The organism is Rhodobium gokarnense (assembly GCF_025961475.1).
Lineage (GTDB): Bacteria > Pseudomonadota > Alphaproteobacteria > Rhizobiales > Rhodobiaceae > Rhodobium > Rhodobium gokarnense.
The window spans coordinates 65,718-87,650 of sequence record NZ_JAOQNS010000016.1; the positions used below are offsets into that span (position 1 = coordinate 65,718).

The following is a 21,933-nucleotide window of genomic DNA, read 5'->3' on the forward strand; positions in this document are numbered from 1 at the left end:
CGATGCGTGTCAAAGGCCCGGAATGCAAGTCGCCTGCCAGATTTTGCCGGATGCCTAAAAAACGTTGCGTTTTTTAGGCCATTGTTTTCACGCGATTTCTTATCCAAAAAGTCTGTCAACTTTTTGGGAAAGCGCTCTAGGCGGCAGCGCCGGTCAGGTCGGCGGCGACGATCGGATCGCCCATCTCGGCGGTCGAGACGACGGAGATGTCCGTAATGCCGTTGCGCGACAGGATTTCGTAGGCATAGGCCGCGGACGGATCGCCGGTCTTGCCGGACGTCGCCAGCACCACATGGTCGGCGCGGACCAGGAACTCTGCGATGTGGCGCCCGAAGGTCAGCGGCCCGACGTCGATGATGATAGCGTCATAGGTGAACTCCAGGGCTTCCACGACGGTCTGGAACCGCTCGCCGATGAGGTCCGCCTCGGTGAGCGGTCGGCGGCCGCGCGGCACCACATGGGCGCGTGAGCGACGGTCGCGGAACAGCACCTGCGCGAAGGAGGCGCCGCGGTCGAGAAGATCGGTGAGGCCGGCGAGCGGCAATTCGGTGATGCCGTCGCCCGCGTGGATTTCGTTGGAAAGGTCGAGCATGACGACGCGGACATTGTCGTCGGCGGAGGCGGAGCGGGAAAGCGCCATCGCCGCGATGCGGGTCGCGGTGCCGGGCTCGGCGCCGGCGACCACGAGGTGGCGCTTGCCGTCGCTGCCGGGCGCGATGCGGCGCCAGACCTCGCGGGCGGATTCGATGCGCGTGCGCTCGGCCGCGTGTGCCGGCTCGCTCGGCATGACCCGGTGCAGATTGCCGGAATCGTCCCAGCGGATCAGGTCCTCTTCCGGTATGCCGCCGACCGCCTCCGGGGCTTGCGGTGCCTCCGGCTCGTCGTCGGACGTGACGGGCACCGGGCGCAGCGCCTTGCCGGAAAGGAATTCGGTGATGACGACGATGCCAATGAAGACGAGGAGCGCGGCGATGGTGATGATGACGGTGATCGGCACGACCTTCGGCCAGTAGGGCTTGGGCGGCACAGTGGCGCGGGAGATCACCCTTGCGTCGACCGGCAGGGTGCGGGCGTTGCGGCCGGCATCGGCCTCGCGGTAGCGCCCGAGAAGGGTCGTCAGCCGCCGGCTCTTGGCCTCCGCGTCGCGCTGCAACTCGCGCAGGCGCACCTGCTCGGTGTTGGCGTTGGCGGTCTTGGCCTTCAACTCGTTGATGCTGGCCTGCAGGGAACGCACACGCTCCGCGGCGATCTCCGCATCGCTCTCAAGCCCGCGCAGCACCTTGCGGGCCTCGCCGCGGACCTGGGTGTTGAAGTCGGCAATCTGCGACTTCAGCGCCTTGATGCGCGGATGGTTCGGCAAGAGCGTCGTCGACAGTTCGGCAAGCTGGGCCTTCAGCGTCACCTGGCGCTCGCGCAGGCGCTGGATCAGCCGCGAGTTCAACACGTCGCTGGAGCTGTCGAGGGCGTTGCTGGCGATCAGGTTGCGGACCAGCCGGGCCTTGGTCTCGGATTCGCTCTGGGCGCTCCTGGCGCTGGCGAGCTGGGTCGTCAGCTCGCCGAGCTGCTGCTGGGTCAGCGTCAGATTGTTGTTGCCGATGAGGAGGTCGTTGCTGGAGCGGAAGTCCTCCACCCGGCGCTCCGCCTCGCCGACCTCGTCACGCAGCTTGGCGATCTCCGGCTCCAGGATTTCCGCCATGTCGACGGTCTTGGAGCGCTTGGCCGCGGACTGCAGGGCCATGTACTCGTCAACGATGGTGTTGGCGCCGCGCGCCGCCAGTTCCGGATCGATGGAGGAGAACTCCACCGCGATGACGCGGGAATTCTCGATGTTGTAGACCTTCAGGCGCTCGTAATAGGCCTCAAGGACGCGCTCTTCGGGCGACACCCGGAGCGGATCGCGGGCAAGCCCGAAGAGCACCATGATATCGCCGAAGACCGTGCCGCCGCCCTTGCCGGCGGGGTTGAACTCGGCGCGTTCGGCCAGCTCCAGCTTCTTGGCGACGCGGCGGGCGAGATCGCGGGAGATCAGGAGCTGCACCTGGCTCGTCACCCCTTCCGGGTCGAGCAGCGCGCGTTCGGCTTCCTGGGGCTTTTCGTCGGCATCGGCGAGCACCGATTTGGTGGCCTCGATCAGAATCTTCGACTGGCCGAGATAGCGCGGCGTGATCAGCGACAGCACAAGCACCGTGACGAGACCAACGGCGATCGTCGCCGGAAGGATCCAGCGCTTTGCGCGCCAGATGGCGGCGGCAAGGCCCCTGATATCGATGGCGACGTCGTCACCGTAGGGATTCTCGACGTTCTTCATGGCTACTGACTCCGACGAAACTGGGGCCAGTATTCCTTTGTTAAGGTAAGCAACCGGTTAATCGGCACCCAGTTGTATCCATTTTCTTGCCACCCGGATGCCGTTATTTTTCGCCCTGCACGACTACGCTGCATAAAGGGCGCCGCTCTTCACGCTCCGTTAACCATGAAAGCCAATAAAGGAGCGAGGAACAGGGGTCTCCCATGACGCGTGTGCTTCGTTTCATTCTGATCGCAGGTCTTGCGGCGCTGGTGGTGTCCTGCACCGGCTATCGCCGCCCGCCCACTGCCTTTCACCAGGTGCTGACCGAGCCGTACCAGCTCGACAGCGGCGACAAGCTGCGCCTGGTCGTGTTCGGCCAGACGGACATTTCCTCGACCTACACCGTCGACCAGTCCGGCCACATCTCCGTGCCGCTGATCGGTGCGGTGGCGGCCCGCGGCAGGACGACCGGAGAGGTCGAAAAGGCCATCGCCACCAAGCTTCGCGCCGGCTACATCCGCAATCCGGACGTCTCGGTGGAGATCGAGCAGTACCGCCCGTTCTTCATCATGGGCGAGGTGCGCACGCCCGGCCAGTACCCCTATGTGGCCGGCCTGACGGCGCAGACGGCGGTGGCGATCGCCGGCGGCTTTTCCGCCCGCGGCTACCAGAAGAGCGTCGACATCACCCGCCAGATCAACGGCAAGGTGCTGACCGGCCGGGTGCCGATCACCGACCCGATCCGGCCCGGCGACACCATCTATATCCGCGAGCGCCTGTTCTGAGCGAGCCGACTGACAAACAGGCCGCGAGCGCCCATTTCACCGAAGCTTTTGCGGCCGGTTAACCGGCCGCTCATCCCTTCTTGCTAGAGTGCCTCTCAACTGTGGCGCCGTTTCCGGCGCGGCCCGGTTTTGCCGGAGGGAGGCGGCGGACCATGCAAGACAAGGAACAGCTCCGGATCGTCCATTGCATCCGCGCGCCCGTCGGCGGCGTCTTTCGCCACGTGTCCGACCTGGCGACGGCGCAGGCGGCGGCCGGGCATGCGGTCGGGCTGATCTGCGATTCCACCACCGGCGGCTCGTTCGAAGACGGCCGCATCGCGGCGCTTTCAGAGCATCTCGAGCTCGGCGTCACCCGGATCCCGATGCGCCGGCAGATCTCGCCGCGCGACATCCTCTCGACCTGGCGCGTTGCCAAGGAAATCGGCCGCATCGCGCCGGACGTGCTGCACGCCCATGGCGCCAAGGGCGGCGCCTTCGCCCGCGTCATCGGCGCGATCCTTCGCATGGGCGGCCACCGCATCGCCCGCTTCTACTGCCCGCATGGCGGCAGCCTGCACTACGATGCCGAGAGCCTGCAGGGCCTGGTCTATTTCACGGCCGAGCGGCTGATGGAGCACGTCACCGACGGGCTCGTCTTCGTCAGCCGGTTCGAGGCCGACGCCTACCGCGAAAAGGTCGGCGCGCCGATCGTGCCGCAGCGGATCGTCCATAACGGCCTGAGGCCGGAGGAGTTCGAGCCGGTCGTCCCGGCCGAAGACGCCGCGGACTTTCTCTTCATCGGCACGCTGCGCGATCTCAAGGGCCCGGACCTTTTCATCCGCGCGCTGTCGCGGCTGCGCGACGGCGGGACGACTAAGCCGACCGGGGTCATCGTCGGCGCCGGCGACGACAAGCCGGCCTATGAGCGGCTCGTTGCGGAGCTCGGCCTGCAGGCGGCGGTTCGGTTCGAGGAGCCGATGCCGGCGCGCGAAGCGTTCCGGCTGGCGCGCTGCGTCGTCATTCCGTCGCGGGCGGAGTCCCTGCCCTATATCGTGCTGGAGGCGATCGCCGCGCACCTGCCGCTGATCACCACCCGCGTCGGCGGCATTCCGGAGATTTTCGGTCCCGAAAGCGGGCTCCTGGTCACCCCCGGCAACGACCGCGCGCTCGCCGCCCACATGGCAGCCTTCCTGAAAGACGGCGCCGAATTCCAGACCGCGGCGAATGCGCGGGCCGAGCGCCTGCGCCAGCCGTTCTCGCTTGCCGCCATGGCCGGCGAGATCGAGGCGTTCTATCGCGAGACGCTGGCCGCCGAAGATCCGGTGCAAAGCCGAAAGACCGGACATGCGAGACGCGCTGACGATCAAGTGTTTATTAGGCAGTAACGGCTAGAATTGGCCAAAAGTTGCGTACGGACGCCCGTGTCCGAGTGAGGTGTTCGATGACAGAACTCGATCCGAGGCTAAGGTTTCGCGATGCCGCGAAACTGGCCGCCGCCGGCGCCCTCGTCGATGTCGACGGGACGCCGCTCCCCGCCCCCGAACTGGGCGCACTCGCGCGCGAGGTCGCCGAGCGGTTCAAGCAGCGCACCATTGCGCCCGCGATCATCGCCGGGGCGGCCCGGCTGATCGAATTCGCGATGCTGGCGCTGATCGGCTTCGGCGTCTTCTTCTGGTACGTCTACCCGGACGAGGGCCTTGCCTGGCACTATGTCTATCCGCTGGTCGCCGGCTCGGTTCTGACCATCCTGCTTATCCAGGGCTCCGACGGCTACACCATCGCCAGCTTCCGCACCTATATCAGCCAGCTCGGCCGCATCTTCGGCGCCTGGACGATGGTGTTCGCGTTCTTTGCCACCATCCTGTTCTTTGCCAAGGTCGGCGAGGAGTTCTCCCGCGTCTGGTTCATGGGCTGGTATCTCGGCGGCCTCACCTTCTTCACCCTGTTCCGCACCGGGCTGGCCGTTGCCGTGCGCGGCTGGACCAGCGAGGGCCGGCTGGAGCGCCGGGCGGTCATCGTCGGCGGCGGCAAGACCGCGGAGGACCTCATCGTCTCGCTGGAAAACCAGCCCGACAACGACATCCGCATCTGCGGCATCTTCGATGATCGCAGCGACGAGCGCTCGCCCGACGTGGTCGCCGGCTATCCGAAACTCGGCACCATTGCCGAACTCGTCACCTTCGCGCGGATGGCCAATATCGACCTTCTCATCGTCGCCATCCCGCTGACCGCGGAGGGCCGGGTCGGCGAGATGCTGAAGAAGCTGTGGGTGCTGCCGGTCGACATCTGCCTGTCGGCCCATACCGACAAGCTGCGCTTCCGCCGCCGCTCCTACCAGTATGTCGGCGCCGTGCCCTTCCTCGACGTCTTCAACAAGCCGATCGCCAACTGGGATTCCATCCTGAAGCGCTGCTTCGACCTGGTCTTTGCGACGCTCGCCATCATCGGCCTGTCGCCGGTGATGATTGCGACCGCGATCGCCATCCGGGCCGAGACCAAGGGGCCGATCATCTTTCGCCAGAAGCGCTACGGCTTCAACAACGAGCCGGTGGAGATCTTCAAGTTCCGGTCGATGTACCAGAGCATGACGGATGCCCGCGCCGACCGGCTGGTGACCCGGGACGATCCGCGGGTGACCAAGGTCGGCCGGTTCATCCGCAAGACCTCGATCGACGAGCTGCCGCAGCTCTTCAACGTCATCCGCGGCGACCTCTCCCTCGTCGGCCCGCGGCCGCACGCGCCGTCCGCCAAGGCCGCCGGCCGGCTCTATGAGACCGTCGTCGACGGCTACTATGCGCGCCACCGGGTAAAGCCCGGCATCACCGGCTGGGCCCAGATCAACGGCTATCGCGGCGAGACCGACACCTCCGACAAGATCCTCCGGCGCGTCGAGCACGACCTCTACTACATCGAGAACTGGTCGCTGCTGTTCGATCTCTACATCCTCGTCCTGACGCCGTTCCGGCTGTTCAACACGGAGCACGCCTATTGACCGAGACCGCAGTCCTCGCGCACCGGAGCATTCCGCGCGGGACAGTCTCGGCGCGGAAAGTGTTCAACGCGATTCTCTGGTTCGCCGTCTTCCTCGGCGGCTTCGTCATCAACGAGCCGGCGCCCTACGACCTGATGCTGGCGACGACCATCGTCGTCTGGCTGGTCCTCGGCTTTCGCGTGCAGCGGGCCTATGCGCCGCTGGTCGTGCTGATGGCCTTCTATATGGCCGGCGGGCTGATGTCGCTGACCCAGCTTGAGGTGATCGACGGCACGGTCGTCATGTACATGGCCGTCAGCAGCTTCCTTGCCGGCACCAGCATCTTCTTTGCGTCCATCATCACCACCGACCCGTCGCGGCTCAACGTGATGCGGAGCGCCTATCTGGCCGCCGCCGTCGTTGCGTCCGTCGCCGGCATCGCCGGCTATTTCCACCTCTTTCCCGGCGCCGGCATCTTCACGCTCTATGACCGGGCCAAGGGCACCTTCCAGGACCCCAACGTCTACGGCCCGTTCCTGGTGCTGGCGTCCACCTTCCTGATCCACGACATCCTGTCGAGGCCGCTGGAACACACCCTGTCTCGGATGGCGGCGCTGATGGCGATCGTGCTCGCCATCTTCCTGTCGTTCTCGCGGGCGAGCTGGGGCCTTGCCTTCTTTGCCGCGGTGATGACCGCCCTCCTCGTCTTCATCAACGAGACCGATCCGGTGAAGCGGCTCAGGCTGATCATGCTGGCGGCGATCGCCGCGGGCGTCGTCACGCTGCTGTTGCTGGCCGCCCTTTCCAGCGATGCCGTGCACAAGCTGTTCGAGGCACGGGCGAAGCTGGTGCAGGACTATGACGGCGCCCGGCTCGGCCGCTTCGCGCGGCACTGGATCGGCTTCCAGATGGCGACTCACCATCCGTTCGGCATCGGCCCGCTGGAGTTCGGCAAGCTCTTTGCCGAGGACCCGCACAACGTCTACCTCAAGGGCTTTCTTGCCTATGGCTGGCTCGGCGGCTTTTCCTATGTCGTGCTGACGGTGCTGACGCTCGCCAAGCTGGCGCCGATCAATTTCAAGCCGCGGCCCTGGCGCGCCTATGCGCAATGCATCTTCGTCGTCCTCCTCGGCCACGCGCTGATGGGCGTCGTCATCGATATGGACCACTGGCGGCACATGTATCTGCTGTTCGGGGCTGCCTGGGGCATCATCGCGACCGACACGCTGCACACGGCACGCCAGCGCCATCCGCATGGCGGTCAGGTGTCGCCGCGATCCTCGTCGGCGTCGCGCGCATAAACGTCGTCGAAGCGGACGATGTCGTCCTCGCCGAGATAGGCGCCGGACTGCACCTCGATCAGATGCAGCGGCAGCTTGCCGGGATTTTCCAGCCGGTGCACCTCGCCCGCCGGGATATAGGTGGACTCGTTCTCGCCGAGTTGAAACGTGGTGTCGCCGCGGGTGACGAGCGCCGTTCCGGTGACGACGATCCAGTGCTCGGCCCGGTGATAGTGCTTCTGCAGCGACAGTTTCTCGCCGGGCCGCACAACGATGCGCTTGACCTGGAAGCGCTCGCCGCGGTCGATGCCGCGATAGCTGCCCCAGGGCCGGTGCACGGTGGTGTGCAGGTCGTGCTCGCCGCGGCCTTCGGCCTTCAGCCGCTCCACGATCGTTTTAACATCTTGCACCCGGTCCTTGTCGGCGACAAGGACGGCGTCGTCATTGGCGACGACGACGACGTTGCTGAGGCCGACGACGGCGACCAGATGGTGGTCGGTGCGCACGAAATTGCCGCTCGCCTCGTGCTGCAGCACGTCGCCGAGGACGACATTGCCGTCGTCGTCCTTTTGGCCGATGTCCCAGAGCGCCGACCAGGCGCCGAGATCGTTCCAGCCCATGTCGACGGGCACGACGGCGGCTTGCGCCGTCTTTTCCATGACCGCGTAGTCGATCGAGTCGGACCGGGCTTCGGCAAACGCCGCCTCGTCGAGCCGGCAGAAGGTTAGATCCCGGCGGCTCGCCTCGACCGCGTTCCTGCAGGCGGCGACCATCGCCGGGTCGTTGCGCTCCAGCTCGCCGAGGAAGGTGCGGGCGGAGAAGAGGAAGATGCCGCTGTTCCAGAAATAGGAGCCTTCGGCGAGGTAGACGGCGGCCGTCTCCCGGTCGGGCTTTTCCACGAATCGATCGACGGCATAGACCTCGCCGCCGCCCTCAAGCGGCTCGCCGCGGCGGATATAGCCGTAGCCGGTCTCGGCCCGGTCGGGTGCGATGCCGAAGGTGACGAGGGCGCCACCCCGCGCGGCCTCTGCCGCGTGATCGACGGCGGCAAGGAATGCGGCCTCGTCGGCGATGACGTGGTCCGACGGGGCGATCAGCATCAGGGGGTCGCCGTCGCCCGCTTCGGCAAGCAGGTGGAGCGCTGCGACGGCCGCGGCCGGGGCGGTGTTGCGCCCGAACGGCTCCAGCACGATGGCCGCCGGCTCGGTGTCGATCTCGCGCATCTGCTCGGCGACCAGGAACCGGTGCTTTTCGTTGCAGATGACGAGCGGGGCGGAGAATCGGTCGCCGGACAGGCGGCTTGCCGTCTGCTGGATCAGCGTCGGGCCGCCGGAAAAGGACAGGAACTGCTTGGGATAGCCGGCGCGCGAGAGCGGCCAGAGGCGGCTGCCGGCGCCGCCGGAAAGGATCACCGTTGCAATCCGCTCTGCCGCGTGCGGGCCGGTCACGAGATCGCCCTCCCGTTGGCGGATATCCCGGCGCGCGTCGCCGGCGGACGGCTGATCGCGCAGTGGACGGCCGGGATCGAATGATGGTCGGAGCGGAGGGATTTGAACCCCCGACCACTCGCCCCCCAGGCGAGTGCGCTACCAGACTGCGCCACGCTCCGACAAGACGTATCTAGCCGCTGCAAAGCCGGGGTGCAAGGCCGTGTTTCCACCGCCGGCCGCTCACCGGGCCTGATCGAGGAGGCGCTTGATCTCCAGCAGCTCGAAAAGCGTCGCCTGCAGGCGGCGGACGTCGTCGCGCGACAGACGGGCGGCGGCGCCGTCCTCGTCGCGCTCACCGCGCAGGCGGCCCATGAGGCCGAATCCGCCCTTGCCCTCGGGACGCGCCGGCGCATCGCCGGGCCTCAAATCGCGCGGCAGATCCTCGTCGTCGAAGTCCATGCCATCGAGGGGGTCGGACGACGGCGCCACCCGGTCCACTTCGGGCGCCTTTGGCGCTTCGGCCGCGACCTGGAGCCGGGGCGTCTCCTTCGCCGGCGCCGGCCTTTCGGGCTTGCGCGCTGCGGCGGGCGCGATTTCCGGCTCGCTCGGGCCGCCGACCGGCAGCGGCTCGGCATCGTCGTGCCAGGACTGCATGACGAATTTGATGCCCTGCTCGCGCAGGATTCGCTGCACGCCCTTGATCGTATAACCCTTGTCGTAGAGCAGATGGCGGATGCCGCGCAGGAGTTCGACGTCGTCGGGCCGGTAGTAGCGGCGGCCGCCGCCGCGCTTCATCGGCTTGATCTGCGAAAAGCGCGTCTCCCAGAAGCGCAGCACGTGCTGCGGCAGATCGAGATCGCCGGCAACCTCACTGATGGTGCGGAAAGCGTCGGGGCTTTTTTCCACGGTCTCTCAACGCTGGATTGATTTTTCGCCAGGAGCCCGCCGGTCGCGACGGCCCGCGTCCTCAGTCCTTGTCGTCCGAATCGCCCTCGATCAGCGCCTCGTTGATCTTTTGTTTCAAGACGTTGCTCGGCTTGAACACCATCACGCGGCGGGGCGAGATCGGCACCTCCTCGCCCGTTTTCGGATTGCGGCCGATGCGCTCGCCCTTCGATCGGACGATGAACGACCCGAAAGACGACAGCTTCACCGGCTCCCCGTCGACAAGGTTGTCGGAGATTTCTTTCAGGACGAGTTCGACGAGCTCCGACGATTCTGTACGCGAGAGCCCGACCTTCTGATACACGGCCTCACACAGGTCGGCACGCGTGACAGTCTTTCCCCCCATTGCGGTTCCCCGGGAAAATCGTTGATCTTATTGAAAACGCACGTTTTCAGTCGAGTTCGATACGGTATTGCGATGTCGCGCCACGGTCAACCGGCGCATTCGGTCATTCAGTACCGAAAATTCAGGGAGCGTTACCAGCGAACCAGCGACGCCCCCCATGTGAAACCGCCGCCCATGGCCTCCAGGAGCACCAGGTCGCCTTGCTTGATGCGCCCGTCGCGGACGGCGACGTCGAGGGCGAGCGGTATTGAGGCGGCCGAGGTGTTGCCGTGGCCTTCGACGGTGGTGACAACTTTCTCTGGCGCAATATGCAGTTTTTTTGCGCTGGCGTCGATAATTCGGCGGTTTGCCTGATGTGGCACGAACCAGTCGAGATCTTCGGCGGTGACGTTTTCCGCCGCCAGCACGGCCTCGATGACGTCGGCGATCATGCCCACCGCATGGCGGAAAACCTCCCGGCCTTCCATGCGCACATGGCCGACGGTCCCGGTCGAGGACGGCCCGCCGTCGACATAGAGCTTTTCCTTGTGGCGGCCGTCGGAGCGAAGCTGGCTCGACAGGACCCCGCGACCATCTGCTGCATCCCCCTCGGCGGCTTCCAGCACCAATGCGCCGGCGCCGTCGCCGAACAGCACGCAGGTGGTGCGGTCCTCCCAGTCGAGGATACGGGAAAAGGTCTCCGCGCCGATGACCAGGGCGCGCGTCGACATGCCGGAGCGGATATAGGCGTCGGCGGTGGCCAGCGCATAGACGAAGCCGGAGCAGACCGCCTGGACGTCGAAGGCAAAGCCCTCGGTGATGCCGAGCTTGGCCTGGACGGAGACGGCAGCGGCCGGAAAGGTGTTGTCGGGCGTGGAGGTCGCCAGCACGATCAGGTCGATCTCTTCCGGCGCCATGCCGGCGTGCTCGAGCGCGCGTCTTGCGGCGATATGGGCGAGATCGGACGTCCACTCGCCTTCGGCGGCGATATGGCGCTCCTTGATGCCCGTGCGCTGGGTGATCCACTCGTCGGAGGTGTCGACGAATTTTGCCAGATCGTCATTTGTCAGGGCCTTTTCCGGCAGATAGCTGCCACAGCCCTTCACGATCGAGCGACGCAAACCTTGCATGCCTTGTTCCTATTGCTCGGCCGCGACCGCCGGGACGTCGCTCGTATGGTAACGATTGAGGTCGTTGACGATCTTTTGCAGCAAAGAGCTCCGTACCATGTCGTAGCCGAGTTCGACGGCGCTGGCGAAACCGTCGGCGTCCGTGCCGCCGTGGCTCTTGATGACGATGCCGTTGAGGCCGAGGAAGATGCCGCCATTGCTGTTGCTGGGGTCCATCTTCTCGCGCAGATGCTCGAATGCGGACTTGGCGAGCAGATAGCCGAGGCGGGACATCCAGGTCCGTCGCATGGCCGACCTCAGATATTCGCCGATCTGGCGCGCCGTACCCTCGGCCATCTTCAGGGCGATGTTGCCGGAAAAGCCCTCGGTGACGACCACGTCGACGGTGCCGCGGCCGACGTCGTCGCCTTCGACGAAGCCGCGGTAGTCGATCGACTTCATCTCGTGCTCGCGCAACATGCGGCCGGCGGCGCGGACCTCTTCCAGGCCCTTGACCTCTTCGACGCCGATATTCAGGAGGCCGACGCTCGGCCGCTCGATGCCGTAGAGCGCGCGCACCATCGCCCCGCCCATGACGGCGAAGTCGACGAGCAGCTTGGAATCGGCCCCGATGGTCGCGCCGACGTCGAGGACCACCGACTCACCGCGCATGGTCGGCCAGATGGCGGCGATCGCCGGGCGCTCGATATCGGCCAGCGTGTGCAGGCAGACCTTGGCCATGGCCATCAGCGCGCCGGTGTTGCCGGCCGACACGCAGACATCGGCCTCGCCGGTCTTGACCGCTTCGATCGCCTTCCACATGGAGGAATGGCGCCGGCCGCGACGCAGCGCCTGGCTCGGCTTGTCGTCCATGCGCACGGTGATATCGCAATGGTGAAAGGTCGAGGCCTTGTCGACCTCGGGATGGGCATCGAGCAAGGGCCTGACGGCCGCTTCCTCGCCGAACATCACGAACCGCATGTCCGGCCGCCGGTGGAGCGCAATGGCCGCACCGCTGATCACGGTCTGCGGGCCATCGTCCCCTCCCATGGCGTCGAGCGCAATCGTAATGGATCCAGTCATCGATGCGTCACACAAAGGCGGTCGGTTTATAGGGTTTCGGCCAGACTTGGCAGGCCGGAAGAGGCGCCGTCGGGCGCCGTTCCGTGGAAGGCCGACCCGGTTTCAGGCCGGGCGAAGATAACCTTTTCGCCCGCAGAGACAACCGCTTTCTCAAAAACGGCGGTGCGGGTCCGTCTAGGCGCCGTCGTTGGTTTTCAAGCCCTTGAGGGCGGCGAAAGGAGACGGCGGCGGATCGTTGCGGCCAGCCGTGTCGCCGGCCTCTTCCTCAGGCAAAAACGCTCCCTCCTTGCGCGGATAGGGATCGAGGCCGAGGGCGAAATGCTCCAGCACGAGGGCGCCGAGATCGATGCGGCCGTCCTCCAGAATCTCCGGCGGATCCTCGCCTTCCGGGTCGATATCGAGCTCTTCCTCGGGCTTGCGCCTTGCCGAATCCTCCGCCGGCAGGAAAACCAGGTCGACGTCCTCGTCGAGGTGCTGGGGGACCGGCTCCAGGGTGACGACGCAGGACTGCACGACGTCCGCCTCAAGCCGCCCCTTCACCGAGGCGCCGTTGCGCCGGAACGGCCTGACGGTCAGTTCGGCGGCGAAGGCATCGACGGCGACGATGCCGAAGGCCGCGGCAATTCGCGCAAGCGTTCCGGCGTCTGGCACGATGGCGACATTGGTGCCGTCGCGCGGCAGGGTCGCGACCTCGATCGTCTCCGGGATGAGGCCGTCGAGGGGATCGGTTTCGCTCTCTGTCATGGGGTGTCCTCGACCTCGCCGGACGCCGCCTCCGCCGCGCCCCTGCCCTCGTCGGCATAGTCGGCCGGGTCCGGCCAGGCGATGCGGGCGCCGAGGACGTCGTCCACGGAGGCGGCGGCGAGCGCCCGTTGCGTGGCCCGGACATAGGCGGCGAGCGTTGCGGCGGCCGCCAGGTTGGCGGTGTCCGGAAAGACGTTGCGGTCGATCACGGCGACGAGGTCCTCGGGCTGGTCGGCATCGTGGTCGAGGGCGCCGTCATAGGCGCCGAGGCGCCCGAAATAGGCCTTGGCCATCTTCTTGATCTTTTTCGGCACCGACAGATCGCCGACGCCCATCTCGCGCAGCGTGCCGTCCATGTCGGTGAAGAACCGCTCCGACAGCTGCCGGCCCTTCTCGCGCGTTGCCGCGTCCTCGGACTTGAAGCGGTAGAGCACCAGAATGACGTGGAGGAGCAGCAATTCGAAGCGCCCGTTCAAAGTATCGGGCACCTCGTGGTCGGTATAGAGGGACGGCTGCCGCGCTTGCGCCATGATTGCCGCATAGAGCCCGTCAATCCGTGTGTCTTTCCTGCCGCCGAACAATCCCAGGATCATCGCATTGATCAACCCGTTTCGATGAACGATATTGCGTCCTGACCTATCGCACGCTAGTCAGAAAGCCAATACGCCCCGGCAGGTCGCGGTGGCGCCGTCGAGTAACGGCCTGAAGGAGGCCAGTGACGTTGAAGTCCACTTTCGCTGACAAAACAAGACGCCGCAGCGCGCCCTTCCGTCGCGCGGTCGCCCTTGCCATCGTGCTGGCCGGCGCCACGGCCCTTGGCGGCTGCTTCGGGCGGACCTACACGCATGGCTATGTGGTGACCCAGGAAACCCTCGACCAGGTGCCCATGGGCTCGAGCCGCGACCAGGTGCTGCTGACGCTCGGCACGCCCTCGGCGATCGGCCGCAGCGGCGGCGAGACCTTCTACTACATCTCCCAGACGCGCGAGCAGATGTTCGAGTTCATGCAGCCGGAGGTCGTCGACCAGCGGGTGCTGGCGGTCTATTTCGACGACGAGAGCCGGGTCCGCGAGATCGGCAATTACGGCTTGAAGGACGGCAAGGTGTTCGACTTCATCACCCGCAAGACCCGCACCGGCGGCGCCGACTACGGCTTCCTGACCCAGGTGCTGCGCGGCGCCGGCAACCTGACGCCGGCGCAGGGACAGTTGCCGCAGTAGCGGCGGGGCACTGCCGTCCTTTCGGAGCCTGCCGTGGCCCCTGTTCGGGCGCCACGGCAGAGATATCTCACCCAATTCGCTGCGGCCTGACCTCCCCCGCATGGAGGAAACAGGCTTTCGAAAAAGCCCCTGCCGGAATCGGGTTGGGAAGCCGAATGTCGTCGAGGCACGGCACGGGTGAGCGCTCCGGCTCGAAAGATCGGTCGATCTGCGAGATGAAGCCCAGAATAACGCCGGTGCGGCGCGCGAACGCTTGCAGGACCGCGACCTGGCCAGCGAGCGGCGGCTTGCTCCGCTGCTGATCGAGGATCTGCAGGTAGTCGATGACGGCGACGGTCCCCGGTGGCGCCACCGACAGATGCCTGACGACGAAATCGGCGCTGATCTCGTCCGAGGTCACGATCTCCGGCGCGTTTGCAGCACCCGTGCGGTCAAGCGACCGGATGCGCTCCATCGTTTCGCGTTCGGTGTATTCCAGCGTGAAGAAGACGGCGCGCCTCCCATCGCGGACGGCGTCGAGCAGAAGCTGCAATCCGATGAGCGTCTTGCCGTGACCGGGCCGGGCACCGATCAGCAACATATCGCCGTCGGCGAGTCCCGGCAGCAGCGACGCGGCTGACGCGCTCCTCCCAAGACGGTGGGAAAGCAGGCTCCACGTCGCAAAGCCTTCCTTGCGCGCAATACGGTCCTGCGCTTCGTTCAGCGGGATATTTTCGTCGCGGGCCAGCAATCTGGCCCGGCGTTTCAACCGATAGATCGGTGCGGACAGTTGCATCACGGAACCTCCGTTGCGAGCGGGAAACGCAACCCCTCCTTATGCGAACGCTCGAACAGGCGGTTCGATGATTTCTTATGCCCTGTATGTGCGATACTTCCCCGAGCGGAGGGAGGAGGCGCGGGCCAAGCCTTGTCCAAAACGCTATCGCGTGGCAGCGATTCCGGCAAGGCCGATGGCGGCGACGCAGACGCCGGTTTCTTGCCTGTGCATGCGGCGCCACCCGGGGTCAGGATCGTTCCTTTTCCGCGATCAGATGTGGTGTCCCGTCCGACGTCTTGCGGTGGCTGCGCCCGTTCACGTCGAGCGTTCCGCGGATGCGGTGGCGCCAGTTCGAAAAACTCTCGAACTGGACGGTATCGACCGGGCGGTCGAGCTTGATCTCCACGTGACGATGGTCCGCGGGACCCGAGAGGGCGATGATCTCGCCGCGATAGGCCTGGCCCAAGTAGTTGCCGGCAACCCGGTCGCCCAGGGCGAGTTCGGATGGCATGTTTCGCTGCGTTAGCCGGGCATGCAGGGTGTTCCAATCTCGCGCGCCCAGTTGCCGCGCCACGAGTTCAAGAGCCTTGGCATGGCTTACCGGGGTGCCGTCGGCTTGCAGAGCCTGCCGGAGCGCCTTGGCCTGTGCCTTGACCGCATCGAGTGACGGCTCAGCCATGCTGCCCTCCCTGCGTGCGGTGCGGCAGGGACAGCCGGCCGACCGGTCGGGTCGGAAAGCGGTTTTCAACGAAATTGGAAGCGCGTCCGACAGACATCGCTCACTCCTTTTCAGAGGCATTTCGCAACGGGAGGGGGCCTGCATTGTCCACCAGCGAAATGCTTCGAGGGTGAGATGTCGTCCTACTCCGGGCTTCACCGTGACTTACGTCCGCAGGCGGCAGGTGCCCGGCACCTTGTCGCCTCGATACAGCGAACGCGGTCTTGAAGCAACATGAGAGTCAGACGCCGCTTCGGGTCGGGCCCTGCCCCGCCCTGATGTTCAGCGACTTTTCCAGCCAGTCGGCGTAGTCGCGCAAAGCTGCCTCGTTGCGCGAGCAGTAGGTCCATTTCTGCTGGCGCTTCGTTGCCAGGAATCCCGCGCGTTTCAGCAGTTCCACATGGCGGCTCATGGTCGGCTGGCTGACGCCGAAATGCTCGGCGAGCAGCTGGACGCAGACGCCGGTCTTTGCCGGATCGGCCGATTCCTGATGGCCGAAATGGCGCGCCGGTTCGTCGAGCACGCGCAGCACTTCCATCCGCGTCTCGCTGGCCAGCGCCTTGATCTGGTCGTCCCGATTTGGCATATGTATCGTCATATAGCTAATGTGCTAAATGTCAATTCGAAAGGAGCGGATCATGCTCGATCTCGACCAACGCTATACCCATCATGGCCAGTCCGTCGCCTGGGGATCGATCGGCGACGGCGATCCGATCATCCTGGTACACGGGTTTCCCTGGTCCGCCCAGGCCTGGCGGCGGATCGCCCCGTGGCTGGCGAAGACGCACAAGGTCTTTTATTTCGATATGCTCGGCACCGGACAATCCGAAAAGTCGGCGGACCAGGACGTCAACGAGGCGGTGCAGAGCGATCTCCTGGCGGCCCTCGTCAAGCATTGGGGGCTGGAGCATGCGCGGCCCCAGGTGGTTGGCCACGACTTCGGCGGTCTTGCCGCGCTGCGCGGTCATTTCGTCAACGGCATCGCCTACGGCAAGCTGCACCTGATCGATGCGGTCGCCGTCCTGCCCTCCGGCTCGCCGTTCTACGCCCATGTCCGGCGCCACGAGGCCGCCTTTGCGGGCCTGCCCGACTATGCGCACGAGGCGCTGTTCCGGGCCTATATCCAGAATGCGGCGCACTATCCGCTGCGCGAAGAAGCCATCCGGCTCTATTTCGCGCCCTGGTCCGGCGAAGAGGGCAAGGCCGCCTTCTACCGGCAGATCGGCCAGGCCGACATCGCCAACATCGAAGAGGCGCAGCAGCGCTACGGCAAGACCGATTTCGACATCCACCTGATCTGGGGCGCGCAAGACACCTTCATCCCGGTGTCCCAAGGCAAGGAACTGCACGGGCTGGTCGACGCCAGGAGCTTCACGGTGCTGCCGGATGCCGCCCATATCTGCCATGAGGACGCGCCGGAAGCGGTGCTCGGCGCCCTCCTCCGGAACATTTGACGGCAACTGCCGCGGATCCGCAGACCCAAAAAAGAAATCCCCCGCGGAACGAACGCTCCGCGGGGGTTTTTCGTTGGACCAACCGTCGTCGGTGCTAGTGCGCCAGGATGGCGAGCAAGAGCAGCGCGACGATGTTGGTGATCTTGATCATCGGGTTGACGGCCGGGCCGGCGGTGTCCTTGTAGGGATCGCCGACGGTATCGCCGGTCACCGCGGCCTTGTGGGCTTCGGAGCCCTTGCCGCCGTGATTGCCGTCCTCGATGTACTTCTTGGCGTTGTCCCAGGCGCCGCCGCCCGCCGTCATGGAGATGGCGACAAAGAGGCCCGTGACGATGACGCCGAGGAGCATGGCGCCGAGCGCGGAGAACGCCGCGTTCTTGCCGGCAATCGCATAGATCAGGAAGTAGACGACCAGCGGCGAGAGCACCGGCAGCAGGGACGGCACGATCATTTCCTTGATCGCCGCCCGGGTCAGCATGTCGACGGCGCGGCCGTAGTCCGGACGCTCCTTGCCTTCCATGATACCCGGCTTCTCGCGGAACTGGCGCCGGACTTCCTCAACCACGGCGCTGGCGGCGCGGCCGACAGCGGTCATGGCGATGCCGCCGAAGAGATACGGCAACAGGCCGCCGAAGAAGAGGCCGACCACGACATAGGGGTTGGAGAGCGCGAACTCCACCGGTCCGACACCCTGGAAGTAGGTGAAGGTCTCGGAATTGGCGGTGAAGTATTTCAGGTCCTCGGTGTAGGCCGCGAACAGCACCAGGGCGCCGAGGCCGGCAGAGCCGATGGCGTAGCCCTTGGTCACCGCCTTGGTGGTGTTGCCGACGGCGTCGAGCGCGTCGGTGGTGTTGCGCACCTCGCCCGGCAGGTCGGCCATTTCGGCAATGCCGCCGGCATTGTCGGTGACCGGGCCGAAGGCGTCGAGCGCGACGACCACGCCGGCCAGCGCCAGCATGGTGGTGACGGCGATGGCGATGCCGAAGAGGCCGGCAAGGTTAAAGGTGACGATGATGCCGGCGATGATCACCAGGGCCGGCAGCGCGGTCGCTTCCAGCGAGATGGCAAGACCCTGGATGACGTTGGTGCCATGGCCGGTGACCGAGGAGTTGGCGATCGACTGGACCGGGCGGTAGGGCGTGCCCGTGTAGTACTCGGTGATCCAGATGATCAGACCGGTGACGACGAGGCCGGCGATACCGCACAGATAGAGGTCGAGCGGGGTAAAGCTGGTGCCGTTGGCGATCGTCAGGGTGGCGTCCATGCCGCCGAAGACGTACCAGGTGACCGGATAGAGCACGACCAGCGACAGCACCGCGGTGGCGATGAAGCCCTTGTAGAGGGCGCCCATGATCGAGTTGTTCGAGCCGAGACGGACGAAGAACGTGCCGATGATGGAGGTCACCACGCAGGCGGCGCCGATGGCCAGCGGATAGAGCATGGCCTGGGCGGCGGTCTCGGTGCCGGCAAAGAAGATGGCGCCGAGCACCATGGTGGCGACGACGGTCACCGCATAGGTCTCGAACAGGTCGGCGGCCATGCCGGCGCAGTCGCCGACATTGTCGCCGACATTGTCGGCGATGGTGGCCGGGTTGCGCGGATCGTCTTCCGGGATGCCCGCTTCCACCTTGCCGACGAGGTCGCCGCCGACGTCCGCACCCTTGGTGAAGATGCCGCCGCCGAGACGGGCGAAGATGGAAATGAGCGAGGCGCCGAAGCCGAGGGCGACCAGCGAGTCGACGACCATGCGGTCGGCCCGGTCGAAGCCCATATACTCGGTCAGGACCAGATAGTAGACGGCAACGCCGAGCAGGGCGAGACCGGCAACCAGGAGGCCGGTGACCGCGCCCGCCTTGAAGGCGATGCCGAGGCCGGCGGCAAGGCTCTGGCTGGCCGCCTGGGCGGTGCGCACATTGGCGCGTACCGACACCAGCATGCCGATGAAGCCGGCCGCAGCCGACAGGATCGCGCCGACGGCAAAGCCGATCGCGGCAAACATGGAGAGCTGCCACCAGACGATGGCGAAGATCAATACGCCGACGATCGCGATCGTGGTGTACTGGCGAGCGAGATAGGCTTGGGCGCCCTCCTGGATGGCGCCGGCGATCTCCTGCATGCGCTTATTGCCGGCGTCGGAACCCATCACCGAAATGACGGCCCAGATGCCATAGGCAAGCGAGAGGAGGCCACACAAGACAACAAGATAAAGCGGATTCATCCCTGTTCCTTTATTGGCCAGTGGGGGCCGGACAGACGTGTCCCGGAACGTATGTGTCGGATGCCCGGCCCGACATGTGTGAAGCGGCGGGGAGACCCAAGAATTTTACCATTGAAGATGGCATCCCGTTCCCCCGACCGAACGCGGTGACACCCTATCCACCGGGCCGTTGGCGTCAAGGCCTCTTTCGGCCTATGCGCCGGTTTTCAAAGGCTTCAGGCGGCGTCGGGACGGGCGAAATGGAGCCACACAAGGGTCGCCAGCGCTACAACGACAAAGGGAAAGACCGACCAGTTGATGGTATCCCAGCCGAAGCGCGCGAGCATGGCGCCGGAGGTGAAGGAGGCGACCGCCTGGAAGCCGAAAACGAGGAAGTCGTTCGCCGCCTGAACCTTGTTGCGCTCGTCCAGCCGATAGGTGCCGGTGACCATGGCGGTGGCGCCGACGAAGCCGAAGTTCCATCCGACGCCAAGGAGAATGAGGGCAATCCAGAAATGGGCGACGTCGATGCCGGAAAGGGCGACGATCGAACAGCCGGCGAGGAGCACCAGCCCGGTGCCGATGACGCGCTCCACGCCGAAGCGGTTGATCAGCGTGCCGGTGAAGAAGCTGGGGCCGAACATCGCTATGACGTGCCACTGGATGCCCAGCGCCGCGACGTCCGCGGAATGGTTGCAGGCGACCATGGCGAGCGGCGCCGCGGTCATGACGAAACTCATCAGCGCATAGGAGGTGATGCCGCAAAGTACCGCGACGATGAAACGCGACTGTGAGACGATCTGTATCAGCGGTCTGCCGCCGGTTTTGGAGGTCGTCACCGGGCGCGGCGGCTCGCGGAAAAAGGTGAGAATCAGAAGCGCGACGGCGCCGATCACCGACTGGCCGACGAAGGCACCGGCAAAGGCGATCGGGGCGAACAGATCGCGGGTGTAGATGACCACCTGCGGCCCGATGACGGCGGCAACGACGCCGCCGACGAGCACCCAGGAGATCGCCTTCGGTCGGAACGCGTCGCTGGCGCTGTCGGCCGCGGCGAAGCGGTAGGCCTGGGCAAAGCCGTTATAGACACCGGAGAACGCGGTGCCGAGGCAGAGCAACTCGAAGGAGCCGACGAAGACGGCACGGGCGCTGATGAGCCCGGCGCAGATGCCGAACAGGGCCCCGATGAGGAAGGTCGGCTTGCGGCCGATGCGGCGCGACAGGAGCTGGACGGGGATCGTCGCCAGCGCAACGCCGAAGACGAAGGTCGTGACGGGAACGGTCGCCAGCGACTTGTCGGCCCCCAGGAGGTAGTGTGCGGCAAGGCTGCTCGCGGCAATGACGATCGTGGAATTGGCGCCGCCGAACGCCTGCGCCGTCGCCAGCACCCGCGCATTGTGGCGGGCAAGGCCGTCGTCGATATGGGCGTGGTCGGCAAGCGTCGTCATGGCGGTCTCCGGCGCGGACCCAATTGTCGCACCCGGCACGCGTTTAGCACGGCAGCCGCCGCGCGAAACTCAAAAATGGGAGAAGGAGGAACCGCCGAGATCGACCGGGCCGCCGGCGCCATCGACGAAGACGGGCGCATTGCTGCCCTCACCGCCATCGAGGAAGCGGCCGATTTCGGCAACGGGGATACCGGTTTTTTCCGCCGCCTCCTGGAACGCGGCCGCGTTTTCCGGGGCGACGGCGCAGACGAGCTCGTAGTCGTCGCCGGCGCGGACGGCGCGGGCGCGCAAGGAGGCATCGGCGGCAAGGGCCCGGCGGAACGGCTCGGAGAGCGGCACGTCGTCGAGGCGGATTTCGGCGGCAACGCCCCCTGCCCGGCACATATGCGCAATGTCGCCGGCAAGGCCGTCGGAGACGTCCATCGCGGCGCGGACATGGGCGCGCAGCACCGGCGCCAGCGCCACCCGCGGCTCCGGCAAAAGGTAGCGGCCGACGAGGCGTTCCGCATCGCTGCGCGAGAGATCGAAGTCGGCGGCCCGTGCCGGATCGCCGCGCAGTACCAGGCCGAGGCCGGCATCGCCGATGGTGCCGGAGACGAATATGACGTCGCCGGCGCATGCGCCCGTGCGCGGCACCATCTTGTCGCGCGGCACCTCGCCGATGGCGGTGACGGAGATCATCAGCCCGTCGGCGGAGCGGATGGTGTCGCCGCCCAGCAGCGAGCAGCCATAGCGCTCCTGGTCGGCTTTGAGGCCCGTGGTGAAGGCGGCGATCCAGTCCTCGGTCCAGTCCGACGGCAGGGCGAGCGCCAGGAGGTAGCCGGTGGGCGCTGCGCCCTTGGCGGCAAGATCGGAGATGTTGACGCGGAGCGCTTTCCTGGCGATCAGGCCGGGGTCATCATCGGCAAAGAAGTGGATTCCGGCGGCGAGCGCGTCCTTGGTCAGGACGAGGTCCTTGTCGGCGGACGGCGACAGCACGGCGGCATCGTCGATGAGGCCGCGGGCGGCGGGGTCGCTGGCGAGCGGTGCCAGATAGCGGGCGATGAGTTCGAACTCGCCGGGCCGTGCCATTTTCTACCTCGCGGCAAATTCGCTTCGCTCATTGCCTCCGGCGGGGCGGCCTGACCGGCCGGCGCCCGTTCGGGCTTGCGAACGCTTTGCGTTCGAACCGTCGCCATCATCACTCGCGGCGAATTCGC

At 66.0% G+C, this 21,933-nt stretch carries 20 protein-coding genes and 1 tRNA gene; 6 read left to right on the top strand and 15 right to left on the bottom strand.

Annotated elements, in window-relative coordinates:
- Positions 1 to 136: 136 nt before the first annotated feature.
- Complete coding sequence (locus tag M2319_RS21550) at positions 137 to 2,308, bottom strand: GumC family protein (RefSeq protein WP_264603537.1); 2,172 nt, start codon at positions 2,306 to 2,308, stop codon at positions 137 to 139.
- 203 nt (positions 2,309 to 2,511) lie between these two features.
- On the opposite strand from M2319_RS21550, the gene M2319_RS21555 reads away from it, so the two are divergent.
- From M2319_RS21555 to M2319_RS21570, 4 genes are all read left to right on the top strand, one after another.
- The gene (locus M2319_RS21555) at positions 2,512 to 3,075 is read left to right on the top strand and encodes a polysaccharide biosynthesis/export family protein (RefSeq protein ID WP_264603538.1); all 564 of its coding nucleotides are present in this window, start codon (positions 2,512 to 2,514) and stop codon (positions 3,073 to 3,075) included.
- Positions 3,076 to 3,227: 152 nt separating this feature from the next.
- Positions 3,228 to 4,439, top strand: coding sequence for a glycosyltransferase (locus tag M2319_RS21560; protein WP_264603539.1), 1,212 nt, complete (start codon positions 3,228 to 3,230; stop codon positions 4,437 to 4,439).
- Between the two features lie 56 nt (positions 4,440 to 4,495).
- On the top strand, positions 4,496 to 6,046 hold the full coding sequence (locus tag M2319_RS21565; RefSeq protein WP_264603540.1) for an undecaprenyl-phosphate glucose phosphotransferase: 1,551 nt from the start codon (positions 4,496 to 4,498) through the stop codon (positions 6,044 to 6,046).
- 59 nt (positions 6,047 to 6,105) lie between these two features.
- Positions 6,106 to 7,326: an O-antigen ligase family protein gene (locus M2319_RS21570; protein WP_264603541.1), complete on the top strand. Its 1,221-nt coding sequence runs from the start codon at positions 6,106 to 6,108 to the stop codon at positions 7,324 to 7,326.
- On the opposite strand, the gene M2319_RS21575 is transcribed toward M2319_RS21570, so the two are convergent.
- The 8 genes from M2319_RS21575 to M2319_RS21610 form a co-directional block, all read right to left on the bottom strand.
- Complete coding sequence (locus M2319_RS21575) at positions 7,287 to 8,753, bottom strand: mannose-1-phosphate guanylyltransferase/mannose-6-phosphate isomerase (protein WP_264603542.1); 1,467 nt, start codon at positions 8,751 to 8,753, stop codon at positions 7,287 to 7,289. The genes M2319_RS21570 and M2319_RS21575 overlap by 40 nt on opposite strands.
- A gap of 84 nt (positions 8,754 to 8,837) precedes the next feature.
- Positions 8,838 to 8,914, bottom strand: a tRNA-Pro gene (locus M2319_RS21580).
- A gap of 61 nt (positions 8,915 to 8,975) precedes the next feature.
- Positions 8,976 to 9,641, bottom strand: coding sequence for a MerR family transcriptional regulator (locus tag M2319_RS21585; protein ID WP_264603543.1), 666 nt, complete (start codon positions 9,639 to 9,641; stop codon positions 8,976 to 8,978).
- A 61-nt stretch (positions 9,642 to 9,702) separates the two neighbouring features.
- Positions 9,703 to 10,026, bottom strand: coding sequence for an integration host factor subunit alpha (locus M2319_RS21590; RefSeq protein ID WP_264603544.1), 324 nt, complete (start codon positions 10,024 to 10,026; stop codon positions 9,703 to 9,705).
- A gap of 131 nt (positions 10,027 to 10,157) precedes the next feature.
- Complete coding sequence (locus M2319_RS21595; RefSeq protein WP_264603556.1) at positions 10,158 to 11,126, bottom strand: beta-ketoacyl-ACP synthase III; 969 nt, start codon at positions 11,124 to 11,126, stop codon at positions 10,158 to 10,160.
- Between the two features lie 18 nt (positions 11,127 to 11,144).
- Positions 11,145 to 12,197 (bottom strand): phosphate acyltransferase PlsX, encoded by a 1,053-nt coding sequence (gene plsX, locus M2319_RS21600; RefSeq protein WP_264603545.1) that lies wholly within the window; start codon positions 12,195 to 12,197, stop codon positions 11,145 to 11,147.
- Between the two features lie 174 nt (positions 12,198 to 12,371).
- The gene (locus M2319_RS21605) at positions 12,372 to 12,941 is read right to left on the bottom strand and encodes a YceD family protein (RefSeq protein WP_264603546.1); all 570 of its coding nucleotides are present in this window, start codon (positions 12,939 to 12,941) and stop codon (positions 12,372 to 12,374) included.
- Complete coding sequence (locus M2319_RS21610; protein WP_264603547.1) at positions 12,938 to 13,534, bottom strand: ubiquinol-cytochrome C chaperone family protein; 597 nt, start codon at positions 13,532 to 13,534, stop codon at positions 12,938 to 12,940. The genes M2319_RS21605 and M2319_RS21610 overlap by 4 nt, the downstream gene beginning before the upstream one ends.
- A 128-nt stretch (positions 13,535 to 13,662) precedes the next feature.
- On the opposite strand from M2319_RS21610, the gene M2319_RS21615 reads away from it, so the two are divergent.
- Complete coding sequence (locus M2319_RS21615; protein ID WP_406682257.1) at positions 13,663 to 14,160, top strand: outer membrane protein assembly factor BamE; 498 nt, start codon at positions 13,663 to 13,665, stop codon at positions 14,158 to 14,160.
- A gap of 67 nt (positions 14,161 to 14,227) precedes the next feature.
- Here the strand turns inward: M2319_RS21615 and M2319_RS21620 are convergent, their stop codons facing one another.
- From M2319_RS21620 to M2319_RS21630, 3 genes are all read right to left on the bottom strand, one after another.
- Positions 14,228 to 14,935 (bottom strand): DNA helicase, encoded by a 708-nt coding sequence (locus M2319_RS21620; protein ID WP_264603548.1) that lies wholly within the window; start codon positions 14,933 to 14,935, stop codon positions 14,228 to 14,230.
- Positions 14,936 to 15,164: 229 nt separating this feature from the next.
- Positions 15,165 to 15,596: a glyoxalase superfamily protein gene (locus tag M2319_RS21625; protein WP_264603549.1), complete on the bottom strand. Its 432-nt coding sequence runs from the start codon at positions 15,594 to 15,596 to the stop codon at positions 15,165 to 15,167.
- 280 nt (positions 15,597 to 15,876) lie between these two features.
- Positions 15,877 to 16,221: an ArsR/SmtB family transcription factor gene (locus M2319_RS21630; RefSeq protein WP_264603550.1), complete on the bottom strand. Its 345-nt coding sequence runs from the start codon at positions 16,219 to 16,221 to the stop codon at positions 15,877 to 15,879.
- Positions 16,222 to 16,273: 52 nt separating this feature from the next.
- Here M2319_RS21630 and M2319_RS21635 point away from each other — a divergent pair, with 52 nt between their 5' ends.
- Positions 16,274 to 17,089, top strand: a complete 816-nt coding sequence (locus M2319_RS21635; protein ID WP_264603551.1) for an alpha/beta fold hydrolase — start codon at positions 16,274 to 16,276, stop codon at positions 17,087 to 17,089.
- A 94-nt stretch (positions 17,090 to 17,183) separates the two neighbouring features.
- Here the strand turns inward: M2319_RS21635 and M2319_RS21640 are convergent, their stop codons facing one another.
- The 3 genes from M2319_RS21640 to thiL form a co-directional block, all read right to left on the bottom strand.
- The gene (locus M2319_RS21640; protein WP_264603552.1) at positions 17,184 to 19,307 is read right to left on the bottom strand and encodes a sodium-translocating pyrophosphatase; all 2,124 of its coding nucleotides are present in this window, start codon (positions 19,305 to 19,307) and stop codon (positions 17,184 to 17,186) included.
- A 215-nt stretch (positions 19,308 to 19,522) separates the two neighbouring features.
- Entirely contained in the window at positions 19,523 to 20,734 is a 1,212-nt protein-coding gene (locus tag M2319_RS21645) for an MFS transporter (RefSeq protein WP_264603553.1), read from the bottom strand.
- Between the two features lie 69 nt (positions 20,735 to 20,803).
- Complete coding sequence (gene thiL / locus M2319_RS21650; protein ID WP_264603554.1) at positions 20,804 to 21,805, bottom strand: thiamine-phosphate kinase; 1,002 nt, start codon at positions 21,803 to 21,805, stop codon at positions 20,804 to 20,806.
- Between the last annotated feature and the right edge of the window lie 128 nt (positions 21,806 to 21,933).

Coding starts and splice junctions, on each gene's coding strand:
- M2319_RS21605 (WP_264603546.1), bottom strand. CDS start 12,941: ATGACAGAGAGCGAAACCGATCCCCTCGACGGCCTCATCCCGGAGACG.
- M2319_RS21550 (WP_264603537.1), bottom strand. CDS start 2,308: ATGAAGAACGTCGAGAATCCCTACGGTGACGACGTCGCCATCGATATC.
- thiL (WP_264603554.1), bottom strand. CDS start 21,805: ATGGCACGGCCCGGCGAGTTCGAACTCATCGCCCGCTATCTGGCACCG.
- M2319_RS21555 (WP_264603538.1), top strand. CDS start 2,512: ATGACGCGTGTGCTTCGTTTCATTCTGATCGCAGGTCTTGCGGCGCTG.
- M2319_RS21625 (WP_264603549.1), bottom strand. CDS start 15,596: ATGGCTGAGCCGTCACTCGATGCGGTCAAGGCACAGGCCAAGGCGCTC.
- M2319_RS21610 (WP_264603547.1), bottom strand. CDS start 13,534: ATGATCCTGGGATTGTTCGGCGGCAGGAAAGACACACGGATTGACGGG.
- M2319_RS21630 (WP_264603550.1), bottom strand. CDS start 16,221: ATGCCAAATCGGGACGACCAGATCAAGGCGCTGGCCAGCGAGACGCGG.
- M2319_RS21640 (WP_264603552.1), bottom strand. CDS start 19,307: ATGAATCCGCTTTATCTTGTTGTCTTGTGTGGCCTCCTCTCGCTTGCC.
- M2319_RS21565 (WP_264603540.1), top strand. CDS start 4,496: ATGACAGAACTCGATCCGAGGCTAAGGTTTCGCGATGCCGCGAAACTG.
- M2319_RS21635 (WP_264603551.1), top strand. CDS start 16,274: ATGCTCGATCTCGACCAACGCTATACCCATCATGGCCAGTCCGTCGCC.
- M2319_RS21560 (WP_264603539.1), top strand. CDS start 3,228: ATGCAAGACAAGGAACAGCTCCGGATCGTCCATTGCATCCGCGCGCCC.
- M2319_RS21620 (WP_264603548.1), bottom strand. CDS start 14,935: ATGCAACTGTCCGCACCGATCTATCGGTTGAAACGCCGGGCCAGATTG.
- M2319_RS21590 (WP_264603544.1), bottom strand. CDS start 10,026: ATGGGGGGAAAGACTGTCACGCGTGCCGACCTGTGTGAGGCCGTGTAT.
- M2319_RS21645 (WP_264603553.1), bottom strand. CDS start 20,734: ATGACGACGCTTGCCGACCACGCCCATATCGACGACGGCCTTGCCCGC.
- plsX (WP_264603545.1), bottom strand. CDS start 12,197: ATGACTGGATCCATTACGATTGCGCTCGACGCCATGGGAGGGGACGAT.